The following is a 20,184-nucleotide window of genomic DNA, read 5'->3' on the forward strand; positions in this document are numbered from 1 at the left end:
AATTCGTTTACGATAGTGAATCCAGCAGCCCGTTTTTCCCTACCAGTTTGAGAATATAATTACCTGTTTCCGTGGCTTTTGCCTTCGCTTCACTTAAGACACCGGCAAAGGTTTTCGCTTTAATTTTGTAGAAGTACCCAGCGTTATACCGAAACACCACTTTATCCCACCGGATCAATCGTTCGGTCAAGGATAGAAAATCCGTGCTTTCGTCGATGAGCCGTCCCAGGAGCATAGCCCCGATTAACAGGTTGATTTCAGGGTTTATGACATCCGAAGCCACTAGCTTGGTATTCCCTGCCTTTTCATCGCCCAGGTATCGGAGCTTGCGAATATTGACCAATTTCGTGCCCAGGTACCCACCAAGTACATCTAACTGCTCATCACTCACCCGGTTGTCTTTATTGTCCAGGTGAATGGTCGTTACGCAGGTATCGGGCGTGAGCTGCATCAGACCCACCGCGCCGGCACTACTTTTGGCCGAAGGATTCCCGGCTGACTCGATAAAACAAAAAGCCTCAATGACGGCCGAAGGCACATTGGTAAGCTGGGAAGCCTGTTGGATGAAGGTGCCGTATTGATTACGGATCGTCCGTACAATATCCATGTTTCCAACAGCTTGCGAGGCTGTATAGTACATTTCGGCCGTCATAGGGGCGCGGCTAATCAGTGTCATACCGTTATACCGTTACTTTTTGAAAATCAATCTCCCGATTCTCTTTCTGCCAGCGTGCCCGGTTTTTCAGATACCAGGCCGATAGGCCACCCACCACGGCCGCACCGAGCAGAAGCGGGATGGATTTCTTTAGTTTCTTATTCATGGGTAGTTTGTGGGGTTTCTTTTTGGGCATCTTTGGCAAACAGGCCATTTAAGAAGGTACCAATACCGGTAATCATCAGGTGCCAATCGTGCATGACATACGCCTTGTACAGAATCGGCACGGCCAGGCCCAGCGCGGTAATCGTCGTTCGGGGATTGTGCAGAGCCGCAAACACAAAATCCGACCAGACGCGTAGGAGCCGGTTTGCTTGCGAGGTTTTCGTTTTGCGCGGTGCCATGTTACTTATTGATCTCCCGAATGTTTAGGTAGAGTTTGGTTAAATCAGCGACGATAGCGACCACGGCCGCTATGATCAGAATGTCCCGTAATCTAATCTTCTTCATGGTTATCGTCCGGTTGAGTCCCCTGTGTCGCGATATACTTCTTGGTAATCCCCCACTCGCGGTACACCCGCATACACAGCCAGGCAATCGACAACAGAGAAATGATAATCGTGAGTAGCCCGTTGATGGTGGCCATGCTGAACAGGGGGATAAGGTTGAGTGGAATAGCCAGGCCTGTGCAGATACCACCGGCGATGTCTACTTCGTCGGGCTGTTCGGCCAGCTCAAATAGGAGCCAGAATCGTTGGATCAGCAGTTTCATATTAGTAGGGCGTTACAACAAAGTCATCCAGGTAGATTGATTCGCCACCAGCACCCCAGCCAGATCCGTTAATTTCGATGTAGAGGTGAGTAGCCCAAAACGGTGCCCGGTAGGGATACGGCATCGTTATCAGTGTCCAGTCCAGAGCAGCAGCCGAAAGCGTTGTATCGGGCGCTGCGAAGTTTTCAATTCGCTTGAGCGACGGCAAACCGGCCGAATCCACATAAAAACCGCCCCCCCAGTTGAACGTATGGTAGAGAATTCCTATTGATGATCCCGGCTTCTTAATCCAGTACTCAAGCCCCAGTAAGGCACCGGGTTTAATCGGCACCATCACAGCGATACGTGATTCAGATCCGCCACCAAAAGGCTTGCTCCATTTCAGCGACTGTGTACCTGAATGGAAATAGGTAGGTGAAAGATCCAGGTTACTGTTGGTTACGTGCAGGGCATCCGTTCGGCTACCAATCCCAACGCTATCCGCTCGCCAGTGATCAATCACCGAGGCACTCGTAAACCCACCATCCAGCAATACATTGGCAGCATCGGATAGGATCAGCGCGTTATTCGTCACTGGGCTATAGCTACGTACGCCTTCGACTTTCACGTTCGCGGCTGCATTGCCCCCAACCAGTCGCCGGGTTGAGGTACCCAGGTTGTTCATAAACACGTTGTTGAACGTGGCCGAAGCACCATTATCACACTGAATAATGGTCGGTGGATAGACCAGGTTTTGGCCGGACGAACACCAGCTCCCGTTCACATAGAGGTACGAACCACTCCCTGAAATTTTGTAGGGTACTGTACTCAAATTCCGGTATTCCAGATTACCTGCTTCAACTTGGATCTTACCGTCCGTAATCTCAATTTGGGTAACTTCATTGTAATCAACCGAGCTACCGATGAGCTGAATCAAACAGTTCGGATTTTGCTGTTTGATTCCAATGTTGTTTCCATGGACAACGCAATTCCGAAGCGAAATACCTTCACCCGTATTGGTCGTTCCAGGGGGCATGTGGATGCCGATACCATTGTTCCAACTATCCAGGTTATCGAAGGCGATGCAGTAGGCGTTATTCCCAAAACTAACTCCTACCCCACAACCAGACACGTTGCAATCCGTAACCCGGATATGGGATGTGCCTGATTCAGTTGGCGTATCAAAATACATCCCGTTGGTGATATTGGCCTTGCTCCCTCCTTCGATCAACATACCTTCCAATACCGTACCGGTCTGTTGATAAGGCGCACCACTACCTGATCCGGTTACAGTAAGCAGGTTGCCAGTGGTGATGTCCGGGAATTTCAGTTTGGCCCAATCCCCCACAAAATTGGCTTTATGAATGGGTAGGGTAAGGACCGTGCTACACTTGTATACGCCATAGGGAAAATAGATTGCCCATTTCTTGGGAGATGCCAGGGCAAAATTAATTGCGGCCTGTATCGCGGCTGTGTCATCCGCAATCCCGTCACCGATAGCCCCAAAGCGTGAATCCTTCACGTTGAGCCATTGGCGTTGGGTACCCGCTCCACCCAGCAACCGTTTAATTTGAAGTTGCAGAGCGATACCGGCTAAAATATCCTCCTTATCCGTCGATTGCTTAAACTGAGCGTTTCGCGTTTTGAGTGATTCGGCCGTTATCGGATCATCAACCAGGGGATTGTTGGCCAGCGTCAATTCGTCCCAAATGACGTGTAACAAATCGGCTTCGGTATCGCGGTACCGACCAGCCGTTACGGTGGGGTATATTGGCAGGTTCATGTGAATTTTAATTCAGGAAGGTGTATTTGTAAACGTGGCCAGCCCTTTTTATGAAGCTGGTACACCAGGTAGAATAGCGCGATACCGAGCACGGACGCGCCAATGATCAAGGCAACGGTGACGACTTTTTTTTTGTCTGGTCGTTTAAGTAGGTCGTGGCTTCGGCCGGTAGTCCCTTCACCAGCCAGGTACGTACATCGAGCACGGTCAATTTACCGTCTTGACTCAGATCCATACTGGCATTCAGATCGTAGGCACTCGATCCTTTTACGCCAATGACATAGCTATCCAGCTTACCCATTGCAGCCGGATAAAACACCGCCAAATACACATCGATCAGGCTTTTGTAGCGGCCTTTGTAGGTACCCAGGTACTTTTTGACGTAATCGAGTTGCTGGGTACCGCTCATCGCCCGTAGGGCATCGGTGGTGGTACCGAGCTTTAGGGCGGTACACTTAAGAAACTGAATCAGTCCCGTGGCACCCGAACCCGAATTATACGCCGTTGGCTTGAGTCGTGACTCCTTATACATCACGATCATTAGCCAATTGGGATCGAAGCCCAGCTCCGCACTAATAGCCTGCACTTTGGCCAGGAACGTAGCCTTATCCGACCCGGTGTAATAGCTTTCTAAAATCATGGCCGTACCGGTTTATTTGATCAGTTTATTGAGGCCAATCGAAATCAGAATGAGCAGCGTACCCGCGATGAGCGCGGTTGCCGCCAGGTTAATCATCGAGCTTTGATCAAGCCCGATGTTGACCGTCGTTTCGACCGATGCAGTCGGTTTTTTCCGACCCGTCAGAATATCGATAATGTCGGTAAAGACATTGGTACCCCCGGTGGTTGGTGTCTCGTTCATGGAATGATGTAGGTGTAATTTTTGGCTACGTAGGCTTTGGTGGCATCGGACAGGGTGACTTCTACCCAGGTTAAGTCATCGGCCGTTTTTTCGGTACCGGTCGTGGTTCCGATGAAGGTTCCGGCGTTAACGGTGGTGATAATATCACCGGTGAGGGATGGGCTTTTGCGAACCCGCAAGCTATCCCCATTGGCGTAGAGCTTGATGTTTGCTCCAAATGCCGTACTCGCTGTACTACCCAGCAGCTTATTAGCCGGATTGGTTGCGGTATTGGCATCGGTACTGGCTTTGGCGGCTTTGACGATCTGGGTAGTCAGCAGCACGGCCCCGGCAATGAGCACGATGAGTAAGAGAATGATCCAGGTCTTTTTCATGCGAGTTTGAGTGATTTCATTTTATTGACAATGCTCGATTTCTTGCCCGTGAAGTAGTCGTAGTAAACCTCGTTATCAATGGCTTGCGTCAAGGTTTCGTTATGGAGCCGGAAATAGCGAGCGTTCCAGGCATTGTAGACGTAGACCAGTTGATCATCACTCAGGCCTAGCAGCGTCGTGAACAGTTCATCTTTGGCCCCGCTAAAGACAATCGAGCCATACACCACGTCGTAGCAATCTTTGATGATCGATTCAGCTTGTCCCTGCCAACCGGCCGGAAGGCCCGTCCCTTTGTTGGGATACTCCACCTGGGGGATTTCCTTTTGGCCCATTTTCCTGCCGATCCAGTAGACAAATCCCAGCACGGCCAATACCCCCACTACGATTTGAAAGGTGGTATTTCGGGCAATTTTCCCGGCAACCTGACCCGTCTTTTTTAAGGCTTCGTTCATTTGAGTTTTGCGATTAAAAGGCCAATACCCAGCATGAGTACACCCAGCGAGCCGTAGGCCAGGGCGGGTTTCTGTTTGAGCGTGGTTTGCAGATTGTCCAGCATGGACGTACTCGCTGAACTACCCGATTTAGTAGCCGTTACGGTCACGTCCGGGAGCGTATTGCCACCATAGGCTGGGTTCATGGAGATGGTCGACAAAAGGGCGTATACCTTTTTCTGATCACTGAGCCGAACCAGCTCTAACCACTGATCCCCGTTGACGGTCGTGGTTTGCCCCGTGCTGACTCCGACTTCATCAAACTTTTTCAGGGTCGATAGGACGGCACCGGTAATGGCCGGGGTCGCATACAGCTTGGCCGTATCGACCGAGACATAATAGGTTGCTCCGCGCATGGGATTGATTGAAAAAAAACGGCTTGCCCACGGCCAAAATCCGGGTTGGGCAAGCCGTTACGGTAGCTACGAAAGAGATTAACGCTTCTTGGCGAAGTAGTACACCGCAAAACCAACGGCCGCAATGATGGCCACCACCACCAGGATGTTGGTGTTTTTCTGAGCGGTTGTTTGCGGGGTGCCGGTGCTAGTCGAGCTACCACCCAGCAGGTTGGTAATCAGACTACCGCCACCGGTGCTCGTCGAACCACCACCCGTATTGGTCGAGCCGCCACCGGTGTTGGTGACCGTCGAACCACCCGATAGGGCTTTACCCAACGTAGAGCCAGTAAAACCGGATACATCCGGCGCATAATAAATACCCGTGGCTGGATCAGTTTGAGAAAAGTTACCCGCTTCCGAAGCCGTTAGAATTTCCGCTCTCAACAGCCAGTGACCCGGTTTGAACACGAGCGGACCACCGGTCGTATCGTAAGTGTAAGCCGCTAAGTGTCCATTCACGATTTTGGCGTAAACGGGCTGGTTGTTAAACGTACCGATTTGAGCGCCGTCAGTCTCTTTGTAGGTACCCGTGGCATTGAGCATACCACCACTTTTGCCCGTCAGTTGCGAGGCCAAATACGAATTAAAAACAAAACCTTTCTTGTTCATGGAGTTTGGAAGTTGAACGTAGCGAACCTGACCTATTCCAGCCCGGAGCCACTACACATTATTTTTTGCGGAAAACCAAATAGGCACCCACCAGCAGGACGACCCCGACAATTCCGGCAATGATGAGCGTTTGCGTTTGTTTTTGTTTGGCCTGGGCATCTGCTTGAGCCTGGGCGGTTTGCCCGGCTTGCAAGGCTGACAGAATATCACTGGTACTCAGTGTCGATGTGGCTTTGGCGGCTTCGTTATTGAAATAGCCATTCACCCCACTGTTGATAATTCCCAGCGCGGCCGTGAGCCAGGAGTTATCTTTTTTGGCATCGCTACTGATGGTCGTCAGCGCGGTTTGCTGTTGCAAGACCGACTGATCATAGGGGACGTACAAACCCAGGGCTTTGCGGAACACGTCCCCCACCGAATCCCCTACCGTATCCCCGGTAGCATTCAAGTACGGGTGATCATGCCCCCTGGTAAAGATGGAGTCGCCAAACGTGCTTTGCTTAAACATAGATTAGACCGTTTTAGCGGCCTTTTTGATGGCCGTTGTCCATTTCATGCCGCCTTTGCCTTTCTTATAGATAGTCTTGGCTTTAGCGACGATTTTTTTGAGCTTGGCCGTTCCCGATGAGCGGGACTTGCGTTTTTTAGGCATGAGCGTTACAAATTGACCGGCTGAATTGACATAGAGCTTCATGGGTTCAGCCTTTGGGTGATTTCTCTAACAGAAGTGCTTGCCGAAGCAGAGCGGTAGCGCGTTGGTACTGCTCCATTGTGTTGAAGGGCATGTAGTGTTTCATGGCCAGTACCGCTTTCTGTAAACTATGCCCTTCCCGTGCGTAGGTTTCCAGTGCCCACCGATCCGCTTCAAATTCGCCCCCTTGCGCTTCCAGGTGTCCACATTCGTGGAGCAGCACAAATAGACGTTCTTCGAAAGGAGCCTGGTTCCACCACTGAGCCGAAACAAGCATGGTGCCGGTTGCTGGATCGACGCTTGCGGGCGTTCCATCAAGCACCGGCACCATGATTATTTGGTTTACATGCGGTTGCCAACCTGGTTGGCTCACCATCTTAGCCTAATACGTTGGCAGCGTTTTGGGCGGCAATCAGGTTTGATTGACCAATGAGTTTCACCAGGCTTTGCCCATCTTTGGTGAACTTCTCCATTGCCTTCATTTCTGAGAACGAGCCACCCAAGAACAGCGTAACCACGACCGAGGTATCTGCCAGAATGGGGTATTCGACGTTCTTATCATAGCCCAGTACAATACCCTGACCACGCAAGCTGAGTGGTAAGATTTTATCGTTGGGATTGGCCGGATCTTGCGAAATCTGAGGTTGAACCGATACGATGACCGCTTCTTCACCCGAATAGGGCGAAATCCGGGAGAACGTCACTTTCGAGCTGATCTGCGAAGCTGAGTTGTTCTCATAGCGGAACAAGATACCCAGCAGTTCAGTCGGTTCACGCAAAATCATCGCGTGCAGATCTTCAATCGACTGGGTTTCCGTCGAAGCCGCCGACAGACCCGCGTTACCGGCTTTATCGTTGAAGGTACCCGTTTTCAACAGACCCGGAACAGCATTGGTAATCAGTGCCCGATACCCACCAAACAGAACGGCCGTTAAGGTACGGGCTGTACCATTTTGAGGCGTTGTGTTGGTAATTCGGAACGAAAATGTGCGAGCCGATGCATCGGGTACCGCAAAGGAATCATTGCCATTTCCGAAAAAGGTGAAGGGGTTGGCAATCCCCAATTTAAAGTCGCGTTCTTGTGCGTCCATCGTCGTTTGAGAGGTAAAATTGATTTGGTTGTTTATTTGGGGTACAGCAGAACCCGTGAACCGCAAAGAGCTACGGGCAATGGATTCCAGTTCGTCGGGTGTGAAAAACACCCCATTGCGCGGCCGGATGGTATCAACTGAGTTCATGGCTACGATTTGGAATCCTGGTTGAGAATCAATCGAGACAACAGAAGGGCCGTTAGGCACGCCACGAGCACCAGGCCGAATAGTTTGAGGTCGCGCATACGTTTCAGGGGGATTTGTGGCCATTGTACACGCCAATAGACCAAAGAGCAGTAGAGTGATGATTGATTTCATGGCGTAGGCCGTTCGACGAATTTGTGTAAGTGTTCTTGAGGGCCGAAACATAAAAGGCTCCCGTGAGTGGGAGCCTGAAAGAAGCCGAAAGATTTCGGTGAACTTGTTTGAATTCGCGTCAATTCGTGTGAATTCTAGGTTAGGTGGGTGTTTCACCTGGTTCCGTTTTGACCCGAATGACGATATTAGGAAAGCCGCCGTTGATGGCTGTTAGTGCTGCCTGTTTCTTGGGTAGGCTTAGAATAGCTCCAAGCGTAAATTCCATTTCCTGCTGATCGAAGAAATCGACTGACCAGGGGCTATCGTACACAATCGTTTCCAGTGTTCCGTTTAGCACGAATGCATTGGTAAACCCCTGTGCCTTCCAGGCTTTCAACGCTTCTTCATCAAAGTTTTCCGGCACTGGCTGCATGTGTACGTAGGTTAGTCTTCCCTCCGCTGAACCCGTATCATAGGGACCGTCACTGCTCAGATTGACATGGTATTCAGGCCGCTTTTTCACGCTGCCTGTCGAGATGAGGTAGGCTATGTCCTGCTCTGAAAAGTTGAGCCAGTTCGTTTTCAGCAGGAACGGGTTAGCGGCAAAGTAGTCGAGTAGTTCGGTTGTCATGGTCGTTGGATGAGGTTATGAGAAGGCTACACTCGATTTGATCGTACCGCCATCGTTGACGAACCATTTGATGGCGCCTGATGTGGTGTTTTTCCAAAGTATGGATTTTCCGGCTGGCAGGTCAGTTGTGGTTGGGTCTGCGGAACCGGATGCGAAATTGAAGCTCATTGAGCCGTTGACCTGTAACTTGTCGCGGGTGTTGTTGGTCGTTGTGTTGATCATTAGTTCACCACTAACAGCGAACCGCCCCCATTCCGTAGCTGCCTGATTGTCAGCATTAGCCGACGCAATGGAGTTGAACGTCAAATCTCCTGATGTGGTTGGCTTAACAACCACGCCTTTCAAGCCTCTGGTGCGAAACGTAGCATTACCAGTACCTGCCTGAGCGAAAAAAGCAACAAAGGGGTTGCCCGTCGTGCTTTCGTGCCCCAGTGTCGCCATATAGCCACTAGTAGGATGTCCCCATTCAACGTCATTCGCGTTCGCATTCGACGTGTTTCTAGCAGTTATAAGGGCTGTTGTTTGGCTGGCTGTAGGGCCAATTACCAAACTGGTCGGATTCGCCCACTCCGCATACACGTTCGTACCATCCGAAAACAACCTGATTTCAATAACGCTAGCCGAAGTCGTCGGAAACGTGGGTGTAGTCGAATTCGGCCATTTCCAGTTCGTACCGAAACTAAGCGTATGCCCTGCTCCGCCAATCGTTACCAGTAGTATGCCCTGCTGACCAAAGCTGAGTCCAGTCGGATTGGCAAACGTACAGTTTCCCGACGTGGTGACGTTAAAGACGTTGATCGCTGTTGACCACGCCCAACTGATGCTACCCGATGCAGACGAATTCGTGGTCGTCGTGACGGGATTACTGGTAATGGCTATATCGCCAGTGCCAGTAATTGAATTGCTGTTGATCGTCTTAAACGTTGGCGTACCCGTCAAATCCGAATAAGCCCCCGTAAACGCAACAGGCTTCAAGTCGTTCAGAAACTTCACCACCTTGCCCCATGCAGTTAACAGGCTGTCTGTATCGACAGGCAACACCCGCGACACGGCTGCAACAAGGCCAGTAAGCAGCGTAGAGCGTACCCGACTTTCACTAAAATACTTATTGATTGACCCTTCGTTTACCGAATCGGTCGAACCGGTTGTATTAGGGTTTGTAATAGGCATCTCATTTTTCAGATTAGTTGGTTACGGTGATAAAGGCTTTCCCCGTCGTCGCGCACAAGATCTTGATGGCGACGACGGGGCAAAAATGCGGGGGAGACTCCCAGGAGCCGCCGTTAGCCGCCAGCATCATCGATGTAGTTGCCGTAGGGGTTCCGCCGTCGAGTTGAATGTACATGACCGTATCTGAGATATTTTGAATCAACAGATACTTTCTACCAGCTTGAGCCGCTAACGCTGTTTGCGCCGTCCCACCCGTCGTAATGGTTCCGGCCGTGTGGGTCACGCTCGATTGCGAAGGCGCAATTTCTACCGGCACCCGTCCGCCAATGGCATCCGGTAACTTAGTACCCAGAAGTGTAGTCCAGTTACCCAGCATTCGTTTGATAAAGGCGATGATCGAGAATGAACCGGTATCACTACTAGCGGCTGCATCGCCTTTGGCACCAATGGCGGTGTTAATGGCGGCCAGGCTGGTATTGCCCGTGTCCTGACGGGCGGCTGTTGCGGCCGTGGTTGCCGAAATTGGGTTATTCAGCAGAGCTGTGAGCTGGTCCACAATTCCGCTAATGTCGCTACCGGCTGGATTACCGGCCGGTGGGTTGCCGCCGATGGTATCCAGGGTATTGATCGGTATGGTCACAATCACCGTACCCGATGAGCTGGTCAGAATGATGGTCGGTATGGTACCATCTTTCGGTGTGATGGTCGGTTGAGAAAGGTATTGAGGGTTTCCATCCCCTTTGTCCACTTTCAAGCCTTCGGCGGCTTTGGTAATGACTACGCCCATGAGTGTATTGGATTAAGATTCGAGTTCGTCTTTTTTAAGAATTGGATCTAAATGATCCGTAATGATTCGCCACTGTCTGAGCGTGAAATAGCTCTGTTTTTTACGGTACCCAGCCTGTTCCAGTAGGTTGATCAATGTCACGGGCCTACCTTTTTCATCGTTTTCAACAGCCGTGGCCAGCCAGCCCGATAGCACGTCCCGACTGCAACTATACCGCCTGAGTAAGTTTTGCAGGGAATACGGAATGGTGTCATTGAGCCTGGGCATCTTATTGGAGCTTCACGGTTTTACGAGCGTACTTGCTGGGATCGGCTTGCACCTGTTTCCAGACCTTGACCACATCATTTAGGTTAGGCACCTTCGAGAGCGGACCTTTATAGTCAATCGCATCATTGGTTTTGCCAATGGTGAGCGTATTGGCCATTTGATAGAGTTTCGGGGGCACGAAATTGAGGCTATGGTACACGAATACGATGTCCTGGTTTAAGTGTCTCCGGTTGGCCAGGAGTTGTTTCAGCAAAAGCGGAATGGCCCCTTCGAAATAGCCGGATGCATCATCGAACACGATCAGACAGTTGTAGGCGTACTTGACAAGCTGCTCTAAGGTTGCCTTATTATCGATGATCTTGAGCCGATAGATACCCGTCGATTTCCAGAGCTTAAGCTTACCTAAAGGCATTTCGGGATACTGCATCGTGTCTTTGGTATCTTTTAGATCGATCCACAAAACACCCATGTTATTGGCACGAGCGGCCGGAACGACCTGTTGCAAAAGGAATGTCGTTTTACCTGAACCCGGCACGGCAATCATAATGTCAACGTTATTCAGCCTTTGCATTCTTCAAGAGTCCGAGCGTAGCGATGGAACTAAGTTTATCCCCCCAACTATCGGGCAAGACCTGAATGATCCGGGGAGCCATGATCATCAGCACGGCCAGCAGCAGTGCCATTTCGGGTGAAATCGATACGCTACTGTATTTCTCCAACACTTTCGCCAGTGGCTCTTTGAGCTTGGTTTTCTCCCTGGGTGTAAAGGGAATCGCTTTGATCGCTTCTTTGCAGTCAGTCACCCGGTTTACTGCATCTAAAAAGGGGTCGGTTTGCACCGTCCGATTTTCTTCCAGCAGTGTACCCGCCTTGATCTGCTTGGTTTCCTCCTTATACCGCCGGATCAATTCAATATCATCCGGCTCCTGGTATTTAGAGCGATAAACCGGTGTCAGTACACCCGTTTGCAGACTGTCAAACAGGTTGATGAATAACCCGGCATCCTCTACATAGTCCTGGAACGATTTTTCGGGTTCGGCATCCTCTAAACCGTCGTCCGTATCATCGTCCGGTTTGAAATCATCCGGGTTGGTCTGATCGATGGGTTCCGCATCAAAATCAGGCTTTTGCACCGTACTCGTGGGTGCATTCAAATACGATGATAAATCAATCGTAGGGTTATTGTTGGGGTTGAACGATTCCATGATTGATGTCCTTATAAGTGACCCAGAATTGAATGAGGTAGGTAAGCGGTTCGCGTAGGTGCGGGTGATCGTTCATCAGTTGCTCAATGACCTGGTTAAGCTGCTCCGAGGACACATCTTTTTTCTTTTTAGAAAATAGGTTCATCGGGTTCATCCCAAGTTGAGAAACCAGGCTCATCCATTTGATTTTTGGCAGTTCAGCCGCCAGTACCGGCAAGGCCCAAATAACGTTGCTGATGGCTTGGCTGTACTGGTCCCGTTGGGCAATGATGTGCATGAGCTGGGCTTGGTCCACTTGCACGAGTGTCGGTTCTACTGCCGGCACAAGGGGGTTAGTTTCCGAGTTCAAGGCGCGAATAGTGTTTAAGTTTTTTCCGGTAATCTGAACGCGTGGCCATGATGGATCGACACCCGATTTCGACGGCCTTGATTAGATCGTTTTCTAATTCGGCCGTATAGTCACTGTCTTTGGGCTGCTGCAGTAATGCTTGATAGCGATTGTTAAGATCTTGCAGGGCCGTTTCTAAAAGCTGGTTTCGGCTGGTCAGGCTTTCTACGTCCGTGGCCAGTTCCTCACTGGGTTGCGCCGGGTTGAAATAGCTTTCCAGAATGGCGCGGACCAGCTCCGTTCGGGTGGTGCCCCGTTCTTTACAGGCCTCATCGAGCCGCTTAAGCAATCGCATCGGTTGGCGGACACTCAGCGTGCCGGTCTTATCGGCTTCACCACTGGGTTCGGGCACCGGGGGCCGGTCGGGATTGTCTTGTGGGTTGTCGGTGTTTTCCATAGTTGTCATACAGGCTCTAAAGTTGTATGACAGCGCGGGGTACGAGTCCGAAAGATTTGCGTCAATTCGTGTGAATTTGCTTTAAATTCTGTGAATTAGTACCTTTCGATTACTCAACCCATACCGTAACGGGTACACCTTCTCGTAAAAATGAAACTGGCTACCTTAAGCCGTAAAGAAGTCAAAACCAGGCTTCAAGTATCGGATTATATCTTTAAGCGGCTGCTTCTGGACTCCAATTCGACGGATGTATTACAGCGACCGGATCAGCGCATCTTTCCGGTATCGGCCTGGGTGAAGCTCTTTGAGCATTGCGGGGTACCGCTCACCGAAGCCAAGCACTAACCTTTATAGCCGTATACAGGGCTGTAATCGGTGAGTGCCTGGTCGATTTGGCTATAGAGCGTATACAGGTATTCGGGTAGTTCGACCTGTTGCATGAGCGTGAATTGAAACGCCTTATGGATGGCCACGGCCTGAGCGAGTGAAAACCGAACGGCTTTCCCTTTTTTGGAAAACAGAATGGCTTTTGGATCACTCAATTTGAGTTCGGCTAAAATCAGCATGGATTGATTGTCGAATAGTTGCTGTTTCGAGCGGAATTCGTCGATAATGGTGTGTACAGCCTGGTTACGAAGTGTAAACAGGTAGTTGTATACATAGGCATCGAGTTTCAAGGTTATCGGGGGCATAGGTAGAATAGCGATAAAAACCGACGAATTAACCCATTTTTGGGCTGTATACCGTTCAATCGTTGATGTTCAGCTTTAATTAACTGCTGTATTTCTTCAATCGATTCATTTATATACACTTTATCCTCATCGTCAAAGATCAATATCGTATTGTTATGTTCCGTTGGATATTCGCATTTACCAATTTTTCGAACAGTATCCATGTTAATTGTTCGTGGCCAATAACTGCCATTTTTGACGTAATTCAGTTGAATGAATGTGGCCATACCAAATTTTATTACTGTGAGCTGGTACCGATCGATACCTAATCGATCCTGGATCTCAAAAGATTATTTTGTCAAAGTTCAATGATTCGACCGGCACCGGCACCGGTTAACCAAAACAAACAACCATCATCAGGACTCAATCGACGATACGTAAAAAACACATCCTGGTAGTGCATTATTTGGCTAAATAAATCACGATTACCTTCAAATACTATTCCGTTTACAACTTTCCGAAACAGCAAATATTCTCCGTTGGCCGTACCTATATAGCGTAAGGCATAGGGATTGTCGATCTCAAGGCTATAATACCCGGCCGATGTCTTTTTACCATTGCCTAGCTTCTGAAAATCTTGTCCAGGTGTAAATTCGATAGGCCCAATTTTCAGTGATTCCTCCTTAATAATCACTTTCGACGAATCGATAACAGCAAAGTAATTGTAGGGGTCACCCGATGTTGGAGCAGCTATATCATAGCCTTGATAATTCCAGACTTGTACACGCATGGCTTACGACAGATAATCGACGGGGTTCAAATAAGAACCTTTTGCATCCTTAAGGGTAAAGTGAAGGTGTGGCCCCGTTACCTGACCCGTACTACCTACATAGCCAATCAAATCACCCTGGTACACCTTATCACTCATTTTGACAGCATACTTGCTCAAATGGGCGTAACCCGACACAAAGCCATTGTCATGCATAATGGTGAGCTGCTTACCGCCTGATGCATTTGTATATAAACTTGTCACACGGCCGTCTGCCGGTGCCAGGATGGACGTACCTTCGGGACTGGCAATGTCGATACCGTTGTGAAATTCGGGCTGACTGTTAATCGGGTTGATTCGGTTGCCGAATTCGGATGTAATACGGCCGTGGACAGGCCAAATCAGCCGGTTGGCCTGGTTGCGATTGCGACGAAACAAGACGGCCGCTACACCGGTAGCGAGTAGTGAACCGGCAATCAGATAGCGTTTTAGAGTAGACTTCATTTCAGAAGAAAATTTTGTGTGAAGGGTGAAAATTTGGGGGTTTAGCTCCTGATCAGGCACGGGCCCGATCAGGAGCGGGGCGCATCGAGGGTATTTTTCGTCGATTCGACCAAAGATTATTTGCCTAAAAGCATAAGCAGAATAACGGCAGGAACCTTGTCTGGACTTAATTGAACGACTGGCGATATACTTTTCAGATCAGATTCTTTTTCCTCTTTCCGTTCAGTTTCCAGAAAATGAGCTGGTGATGCAAATTGGCTGGTATCATACGATGTAACATGATAGGTAATAGAAGGGTGCCAGGTATCTAGTTCACTGTTATACCTACGCTTAAACCGAACGTAGCGGTTATGGATAGCGTAATACGAAATTTCAGTACGAACAGGAAGAAAATCATGTACGTATACCTCTGAATAGTGAAAGACTTCCATAGCTGTATTACCGTTTTGTTGGATACTTTTTTAACAATTCCTGCATAGCAGCATTGGCCCCTTCGGCCGTGGTAGCTGTGTGTACAGCGTGTTGCAGATCAGCCGATATGTCATTATTGAATAATTCGGGCTGAAAGGCGGAATGTTTGTAATACCACGTTTCCATGCATTTACGGCTAAATTTTTCAATTCGGGCATGACAGAAATCCTTTAGCTCCTGTAGATTCCGAAAATTGTATTTGCTGTGATCGAGTTCGGGGTTATAGAACTCCTGACGCACGTTTTTACGTCGATCTTCAATAGGTGGGACTTTCCCGGTCCGAACATAATGCTTGTAATACATCTCCAAATAATCTGTAATTACAGGCGTGTCATACAGCCAGCCATAGGCTTTAAACGTATGCGGAAAAAGTTCGAGAATAACCGGGTGAAGATCTTTCGGAAGGGCTGCATTTTGCTCGTATACAGTAATCAAATCACACTTGATCAGGTAGGGCAAAACCGGATTGATTAGCTTTTTATAGAGCAAGGTGAGCTTATTAGGGTTCTCTGGTCCTTTTCCCTTGCTGTATCCAGTCATTTCCGGGACTTTATTGCCTGGATAACCAGGTGTCAATTCCATTACCCAGCGAAACGTACTGTTTAGAGGGTCAGATTCGAACGTTTCTTTGGTTGTATTACGACTGTAGGGGTAACTCGCATAGTTTTCCATCGCAGAATTTTGGGGTTTGCGCCAGCGTATGACGCGATTTAAGGCACTGTAAACGATTTAGTTTTGTGGATAAGTCGGGAGCCGGTTCAATTTTTTTTCGCGCGCCCTAACTAGTTAACTTGTTAACAGGTACCTAAAGTGACACTTTTGATACCCTGGACTAACCAGATTAACTTTTTATATAGAGCTACCCTAACCGAATAACTGCAATTCGGGTGCTAAAAAAACGCCTGACGGCTACGGATATACGTTTCCCGGTTTGTCTCCCGAAATCATTTTTTTTCGAGCTACATAGCGGTTGCGGAATGCACGCAAAAAAGTAGCTGACTGGTTTGCAACCCAATCAGGCATTCAGTTGGTCAGTATGGTAGCCGCAATCAGGGCGGCTTGAAACGGTGTCTCACAGTCATAGGGCTGTTTACAGGTGAAATATGGGCGTAATACGATCAAAGAGGGGCTGTATACACACCCTCACACCCCGTATTACATCGGGTGTATACAGCAACAAAATACCGTAAACGGTGACATTTTGCGCTGTTTGCTACTGGCAAAAGAATCGAACCCTTGCTTCGGCCACTAGTGTATACAGCTTAGCATTACACTACACGCCTACCCTTTTCAGTATAATTGATCATTCAGCCCCGCCCTGGTCGTTCCAGGGCGGAGGGGTCTTTCCCCACTCGTCAGGTTATCCGCCTGAGTACATCAAGGATGCCGTTGCACCCTATCTAGGATAACCGGCCTCGTTTGGCTAGTTATGGGTTAGATTTGTTGCAGTACCCGGATTCGAACCGGGAAGACGTTCGCCCTTTCTGATGGCCCACATATGAAACCGTTGAAACCATGTACCATATCATCAGATCGGAGTGTGAACAAGTCGGGTCACTCAGCCCCTACCACTACCAGTGGCCTTACTGCAATATGCCGGTCTTTCCCGGCTGTCACCCTTCCGTCCCTATCCCTGTCATTGCATGGCCGGGTTTGCCAGTGCTTTCGTCGCGTCGGTATGCTGCTACCGCTTTCCCTTCACGATGATCAGTCGTTACTGGTAGCTTCTGGGAGGTCGTTATTCGTTGTATAAGGCTAGTTTAGAACCCGTTAGCGGCATTTCGATCATCACGTCACCAATGGGGTTGCCGATGATGGTTTCGACGGACCGTTTGCCCCGACTCGGATCAAAGCCCCAGGCATCGATAGCCCCATCTTTTTCCCGGAACATGGCATCCGGCCGGCCGCGACGGGCACCCGGCTTGTTCGCATAGGCACCATCGAAAGCCGATGCATGTTCCAGGATGGTAGTACCATCGGTTTGCGGCTCGATCCACGTTTCAGAGTTCTTAAACCGGTAACGCATATACCGCCAGGGCTTGCCCTCAGTCCGCTTACACTGATTGTAGAAATACCCAGCTACTAACCCAGCATCGTGTGATCGTAGGGGTTGCGGGGGGAAATTGTCACTGGTGGGATCAGGACTAAACTTGTTGCGCTCATCGAACATGACATAGCCCGACGTGCGGCAAAGCCCAATGCAAAAGATATTACCGACCTGCCAGTCAAAATCAACGGGGGGATGTCCCATGTTACTGACCGTATCGCCGTTGGGTTTCTGGCGTTCGTAGTAGAAATTATTGTGCTGAAACGGGGGGTTAGGCGGTAAGCCCTCAATTTTATTCCAGTCGATGTAGACTAAATCGGGATGGGCAAAGCCGCGCTCGGCTCCCATGCCGTAAGACATTCGTTCGGCCGCAAACGCTTTGTTGAAGTAGCGTGACGCGTAAGCAACCATATCGGGATAGTGCTTAATGAAGGCACCCACCTTTTGGGGCCGCATGGCCGTAAAATAGGCGATACCATCCCTAGCGGCTTCCGGGCTGGATACCATCTTTTTGAAATACGGATGGTTCGGTGGCACGCTCGCTCCACCCGGATACTGGAAATTCCAGGGGTCACCGTTGTAGTTGCCCCACCCGCCATAGGTACCAAAATTTCGAATGTCGAGTCCCACTTCTTCGTAGATGATCCGGCGTTCGTCATGGAACCAACGCAAGTGAGGAGCATAGGGATCAGACGTACCCATAATGCCTTCCATCAGCTCGTTTCCTTCGGCAAAGCAAATCGGAATCATCCGGGCAACCCGGCGAACGGCCTTTTCAGCCGCTTTGGCGTTGGCTGGATCGTTTAGGCTTTCCACATTGGGAAAACCGGTCTTGAGCAGAAAGTCAGAGTGTGTCCACTCAAAGCGGTTTTTGTCGGGCTTGATACTCGTATCCATCACCGCTTGCATACCCGCTACCCCGATCATGTCTTCCGACGCAATATCAATGCGACGGTTCGTCATAACAATCCATTTCCCGTCGATGAGCTTGTATCGACCGCCGTTTTTGGCTCCATTATTGAGCCACATTTCCCGCCGTATAAACCAACTTGGATCGTCTACCAGCATGATTAAGCTGTTTTAGGAGGGTTGCCAAAATAAATCGTTGCTTGCCCTTTTTTCCGCTTGTCGAGTGGAACCACATCGGGGGAAGTCGAAGTATACACCAGGATCGATACTTCGGTACCCGGCCGGTATTCAAACTCAGCAGGAAAGCCAATCGTAGGCGGTTGGCCCGTATCCGACACATAGATTTGCTCACCCGGACCAGGCACTACCGCCACTTTATTGTACACTCTGGCTAAACCATCTTTCCAGCTCACGACCGGATCAAACACGTCGGAATTCATTTTCCGTATGACGGTTTTGCCAAAATCCTGGGTGGGTGCCGGTTTGGTGCTCGTGGGTGTGTCCACCGGTGCAGGAGCGGCCGTAGCCGGTGCGCTAACTACGGGTGTAGTTTCGTTAGGGTCTGTTTCGTCGGGCAAGTCCGATTGCTCCCAGTACAACCGCCCATCGGGGAAATATCGCTTTCGGTAGCCGTCCGGCCGGGTGAAGCCGGGTAAGGGATCATTGCCATAGTTGGAGCTTTCTGGACCAGACGGTTTGCCATTAAGGGGTGTATAATCGAGATTATAACCGCGCGGAAGAAAGGTATCGGGGTTATCTTTTAGAACTTGAATTAGCCCATCGACTCCATTGATTGTACATTCACAAATCAAGTCTTGGCCTTTTCTGCCTACCAGATTTCTAGGCTCACCGGCAACCGGTTTTTGGGCTAGTACCGGATCAGTCACCGGCGCGGGGTTGGTTGGTGTCGCTGGACTAATTTGCAGCTTTGTAACCGGCCAAAACTCAGGCCCATTAGGGCCAATAACAACCACTTGGTATTGATCGAGTTGCATGCTTAGAATAGCTTTATTTGATCGGTTGTACCCACTAACTTCTGCTCTTTATCAAGCTCCTTAAGGATCTTTTTTGCTTTCTTAAGGTCCATGTGTTTCCCCGTAGCCAAAAGCCGATTGGCTTCGTCCACTCGCTCTTGTCTGGTCATTCGAAGGAATGGTTAAGGTGGGTAGCCTTGTCATAGATATACACATCCGTTACCGGGAACTCCCAGTGGCGTAACTCAAACATGCAGAGCCGTTGAAAATTGGCCAGGCTATGTTGATCGTTGTTATACACGATCTTCGCTTCGGGGCCAAGTTCCTTTATCTTTTTCTTGATGTCACGGTAATGGACCGTTTTGGGCTTAGTAGCTTCCATCGGGCGTAGGGTACAAGATTTGTTCGATCCGGTCGAGTACGTAGGCGAATACCAGCAGAAACAGCGCAACCAATACAGGTAGATACAGGGGGGCACAAATTGCCCACCAGGACCAGGACGCAACCGGACTAGACGGGCTAAAGTGCAGCAGCACCAGTTTGCCGAAACAACCTAGTTGAACCGTCAGGACGGCCCACGGGATCAGTCGATACCTAGACATGAGAAGAAAGCAGGTTTGACAAGTTAAGGGCGTTGATCAGCTTGCGTTCGACCCCTTCCAGTTTGAAGCAGAGGCCATTCAAGCTAGGCTCCTGCACCCGGTTCCAGTTGATCGACTTGCGGCAATAGGTCAGGAATTTTTGTTCTTCTTCCAGGTCACGCAGCAGCTTGTGAAAGGACCAGAAAAACCAGATCCGGCCGTACCAGGGCAAGGTGATAATATCCTGATAGTTGTACAGGTTGTCGAGCCGTTTTTCCAGGGCTTGGCTGTAGGCCGTGGCGCGTTCGTCCTGGGTCAGATTGCCCATTTCGTCGAGCGCGTAAACAGTAAGGGGGGATAACATCGCAGGTAAAGGTTACAGGGGAATAGTATTAGTTTTGTTTGTTTTTA

35 protein-coding genes are annotated in these 20,184 nt (G+C 49.7%); 1 reads left to right on the top strand and 34 read right to left on the bottom strand.

From position 1 onward, the window contains the following. Positions 1-7 precede the first annotated feature (7 nt). The 23 genes from B5M13_RS16535 to B5M13_RS16640 form a co-directional block, all read right to left on the bottom strand. Complete coding sequence (locus tag B5M13_RS16535) at positions 8-676, bottom strand: transglycosylase SLT domain-containing protein (RefSeq protein ID WP_080056716.1); 669 nt, start codon at positions 674-676, stop codon at positions 8-10. Between the two features lie 4 nt (positions 677-680). Then, positions 681-821: a hypothetical protein gene (locus B5M13_RS33450; protein WP_155297262.1), complete on the bottom strand. Its 141-nt coding sequence runs from the start codon at positions 819-821 to the stop codon at positions 681-683. Beyond that, positions 814-1,059 (bottom strand): hypothetical protein, encoded by a 246-nt coding sequence (locus B5M13_RS16540; protein WP_080056717.1) that lies wholly within the window; start codon positions 1,057-1,059, stop codon positions 814-816. Before B5M13_RS16540 ends, B5M13_RS33450 begins: the two co-directional genes overlap by 8 nt. A gap of 92 nt (positions 1,060-1,151) precedes the next feature. Further along, entirely contained in the window at positions 1,152-1,427 is a 276-nt protein-coding gene (locus B5M13_RS16545) for a hypothetical protein (protein ID WP_080056718.1), read from the bottom strand. A 1-nt stretch (position 1,428) separates the two neighbouring features. After that, positions 1,429-3,189 carry a glycosyl hydrolase family 28-related protein gene (locus tag B5M13_RS16550; RefSeq protein WP_080056719.1) on the bottom strand — a complete coding sequence of 587 codons (1,761 nt, stop codon included), beginning with the start codon at positions 3,187-3,189 and terminating at the stop codon, positions 1,429-1,431. A 106-nt stretch (positions 3,190-3,295) separates the two neighbouring features. Continuing rightward, the gene (locus B5M13_RS16555) at positions 3,296-3,829 is read right to left on the bottom strand and encodes a transglycosylase SLT domain-containing protein (RefSeq protein WP_080056720.1); all 534 of its coding nucleotides are present in this window, start codon (positions 3,827-3,829) and stop codon (positions 3,296-3,298) included. Between the two features lie 12 nt (positions 3,830-3,841). Then, positions 3,842-4,051, bottom strand: coding sequence for a hypothetical protein (locus B5M13_RS16560; protein ID WP_080056721.1), 210 nt, complete (start codon positions 4,049-4,051; stop codon positions 3,842-3,844). Then, on the bottom strand, positions 4,048-4,425 hold the full coding sequence (locus B5M13_RS16565; protein WP_080056722.1) for an SH3 domain-containing protein: 378 nt from the start codon (positions 4,423-4,425) through the stop codon (positions 4,048-4,050). Before B5M13_RS16565 ends, B5M13_RS16560 begins: the two co-directional genes overlap by 4 nt. Next, complete coding sequence (locus tag B5M13_RS16570; RefSeq protein WP_080056723.1) at positions 4,422-4,877, bottom strand: hypothetical protein; 456 nt, start codon at positions 4,875-4,877, stop codon at positions 4,422-4,424. The genes B5M13_RS16565 and B5M13_RS16570 overlap by 4 nt, the downstream gene beginning before the upstream one ends. Beyond that, the gene (locus B5M13_RS16575) at positions 4,874-5,272 is read right to left on the bottom strand and encodes a hypothetical protein (RefSeq protein WP_080056724.1); all 399 of its coding nucleotides are present in this window, start codon (positions 5,270-5,272) and stop codon (positions 4,874-4,876) included. The genes B5M13_RS16570 and B5M13_RS16575 overlap by 4 nt, the downstream gene beginning before the upstream one ends. 78 nt (positions 5,273-5,350) lie before the next feature. Continuing rightward, entirely contained in the window at positions 5,351-5,923 is a 573-nt protein-coding gene (locus tag B5M13_RS16580; protein ID WP_080056725.1) for a hypothetical protein, read from the bottom strand. A gap of 58 nt (positions 5,924-5,981) precedes the next feature. Further along, positions 5,982-6,431 (bottom strand): hypothetical protein, encoded by a 450-nt coding sequence (locus B5M13_RS16585; protein WP_080056726.1) that lies wholly within the window; start codon positions 6,429-6,431, stop codon positions 5,982-5,984. 3 nt (positions 6,432-6,434) lie between these two features. Further along, on the bottom strand, positions 6,435-6,617 hold the full coding sequence (locus B5M13_RS16590; RefSeq protein ID WP_080056727.1) for a hypothetical protein: 183 nt from the start codon (positions 6,615-6,617) through the stop codon (positions 6,435-6,437). Positions 6,618-6,621: 4 nt separating this feature from the next. After that, positions 6,622-6,945 carry a hypothetical protein gene (locus B5M13_RS16595; RefSeq protein WP_155297263.1) on the bottom strand — a complete coding sequence of 108 codons (324 nt, stop codon included), beginning with the start codon at positions 6,943-6,945 and terminating at the stop codon, positions 6,622-6,624. A 46-nt stretch (positions 6,946-6,991) separates the two neighbouring features. Beyond that, on the bottom strand, positions 6,992-8,023 hold the full coding sequence (locus B5M13_RS16600) for a hypothetical protein (protein WP_155297264.1): 1,032 nt from the start codon (positions 8,021-8,023) through the stop codon (positions 6,992-6,994). Positions 8,024-8,162: 139 nt separating this feature from the next. Further along, a complete protein-coding gene (locus B5M13_RS16605) occupies positions 8,163-8,633 on the bottom strand; it encodes a hypothetical protein (RefSeq protein ID WP_080056730.1) in 471 nt (156 codons plus the stop codon). Positions 8,634-8,648: 15 nt separating this feature from the next. Further along, positions 8,649-9,803 (bottom strand): hypothetical protein, encoded by a 1,155-nt coding sequence (locus B5M13_RS16610; RefSeq protein WP_080056731.1) that lies wholly within the window; start codon positions 9,801-9,803, stop codon positions 8,649-8,651. Between the two features lie 13 nt (positions 9,804-9,816). After that, entirely contained in the window at positions 9,817-10,590 is a 774-nt protein-coding gene (locus tag B5M13_RS16615) for a hypothetical protein (RefSeq protein WP_080056732.1), read from the bottom strand. Between the two features lie 12 nt (positions 10,591-10,602). Next, complete coding sequence (locus tag B5M13_RS16620) at positions 10,603-10,857, bottom strand: hypothetical protein (protein WP_080056733.1); 255 nt, start codon at positions 10,855-10,857, stop codon at positions 10,603-10,605. Between the two features lies 1 nt (position 10,858). Next, entirely contained in the window at positions 10,859-11,428 is a 570-nt protein-coding gene (locus B5M13_RS16625) for a hypothetical protein (RefSeq protein ID WP_080056734.1), read from the bottom strand. Then, positions 11,412-12,062 carry a hypothetical protein gene (locus B5M13_RS16630; RefSeq protein WP_080056735.1) on the bottom strand — a complete coding sequence of 217 codons (651 nt, stop codon included), beginning with the start codon at positions 12,060-12,062 and terminating at the stop codon, positions 11,412-11,414. Before B5M13_RS16630 ends, B5M13_RS16625 begins: the two co-directional genes overlap by 17 nt. Beyond that, entirely contained in the window at positions 12,037-12,363 is a 327-nt protein-coding gene (locus B5M13_RS16635) for a hypothetical protein (RefSeq protein ID WP_155297265.1), read from the bottom strand. Before B5M13_RS16635 ends, B5M13_RS16630 begins: the two co-directional genes overlap by 26 nt. Positions 12,364-12,394: 31 nt before the next feature. Beyond that, a complete protein-coding gene (locus tag B5M13_RS16640) occupies positions 12,395-12,856 on the bottom strand; it encodes a ribbon-helix-helix domain-containing protein (RefSeq protein ID WP_155297266.1) in 462 nt (153 codons plus the stop codon). A 141-nt stretch (positions 12,857-12,997) separates the two neighbouring features. Between B5M13_RS16640 and B5M13_RS16645 the strand changes: the two genes are divergently transcribed. Next, entirely contained in the window at positions 12,998-13,192 is a 195-nt protein-coding gene (locus tag B5M13_RS16645; protein ID WP_080056738.1) for a hypothetical protein, read from the top strand. Here B5M13_RS16645 and B5M13_RS16650 read toward each other — a convergent pair. The 11 genes from B5M13_RS16650 to B5M13_RS16700 form a co-directional block, all read right to left on the bottom strand. Beyond that, positions 13,189-13,539: a hypothetical protein gene (locus tag B5M13_RS16650; protein WP_080056739.1), complete on the bottom strand. Its 351-nt coding sequence runs from the start codon at positions 13,537-13,539 to the stop codon at positions 13,189-13,191. The two genes, B5M13_RS16645 and B5M13_RS16650, sit on opposite strands and share 4 nt — an antisense overlap. A 337-nt stretch (positions 13,540-13,876) precedes the next feature. Beyond that, positions 13,877-14,308, bottom strand: coding sequence for a hypothetical protein (locus B5M13_RS16660; protein ID WP_080056741.1), 432 nt, complete (start codon positions 14,306-14,308; stop codon positions 13,877-13,879). 3 nt (positions 14,309-14,311) lie between these two features. Next, a complete protein-coding gene (locus tag B5M13_RS16665) occupies positions 14,312-14,791 on the bottom strand; it encodes a M23 family metallopeptidase (protein ID WP_080056742.1) in 480 nt (159 codons plus the stop codon). Positions 14,792-14,907: 116 nt separating this feature from the next. After that, positions 14,908-15,222 carry a hypothetical protein gene (locus B5M13_RS16670; RefSeq protein ID WP_080056743.1) on the bottom strand — a complete coding sequence of 105 codons (315 nt, stop codon included), beginning with the start codon at positions 15,220-15,222 and terminating at the stop codon, positions 14,908-14,910. Positions 15,223-15,229: 7 nt separating this feature from the next. After that, complete coding sequence (locus tag B5M13_RS16675) at positions 15,230-15,934, bottom strand: hypothetical protein (protein WP_080056744.1); 705 nt, start codon at positions 15,932-15,934, stop codon at positions 15,230-15,232. A gap of 1,066 nt (positions 15,935-17,000) precedes the next feature. Continuing rightward, positions 17,001-18,377 (bottom strand): hypothetical protein, encoded by a 1,377-nt coding sequence (locus tag B5M13_RS16680; RefSeq protein WP_080056745.1) that lies wholly within the window; start codon positions 18,375-18,377, stop codon positions 17,001-17,003. A 2-nt stretch (positions 18,378-18,379) separates the two neighbouring features. Further along, positions 18,380-19,213 carry a hypothetical protein gene (locus B5M13_RS16685; RefSeq protein ID WP_080056746.1) on the bottom strand — a complete coding sequence of 278 codons (834 nt, stop codon included), beginning with the start codon at positions 19,211-19,213 and terminating at the stop codon, positions 18,380-18,382. A gap of 2 nt (positions 19,214-19,215) precedes the next feature. Further along, entirely contained in the window at positions 19,216-19,362 is a 147-nt protein-coding gene (locus B5M13_RS33455; RefSeq protein WP_155297267.1) for a hypothetical protein, read from the bottom strand. Continuing rightward, a complete protein-coding gene (locus B5M13_RS16690) occupies positions 19,359-19,574 on the bottom strand; it encodes a hypothetical protein (protein ID WP_080056747.1) in 216 nt (71 codons plus the stop codon). The genes B5M13_RS33455 and B5M13_RS16690 overlap by 4 nt, the downstream gene beginning before the upstream one ends. Continuing rightward, the gene (locus B5M13_RS16695; RefSeq protein ID WP_080056748.1) at positions 19,561-19,794 is read right to left on the bottom strand and encodes a hypothetical protein; all 234 of its coding nucleotides are present in this window, start codon (positions 19,792-19,794) and stop codon (positions 19,561-19,563) included. Before B5M13_RS16695 ends, B5M13_RS16690 begins: the two co-directional genes overlap by 14 nt. Further along, positions 19,787-20,137 carry a hypothetical protein gene (locus tag B5M13_RS16700; RefSeq protein WP_080056749.1) on the bottom strand — a complete coding sequence of 117 codons (351 nt, stop codon included), beginning with the start codon at positions 20,135-20,137 and terminating at the stop codon, positions 19,787-19,789. Before B5M13_RS16700 ends, B5M13_RS16695 begins: the two co-directional genes overlap by 8 nt. Positions 20,138-20,184: the final 47 nt, after the last annotated feature.

Source organism: Spirosoma aerolatum (genome assembly GCF_002056795.1).
Lineage (GTDB): Bacteria > Bacteroidota > Bacteroidia > Cytophagales > Spirosomataceae > Spirosoma > Spirosoma aerolatum.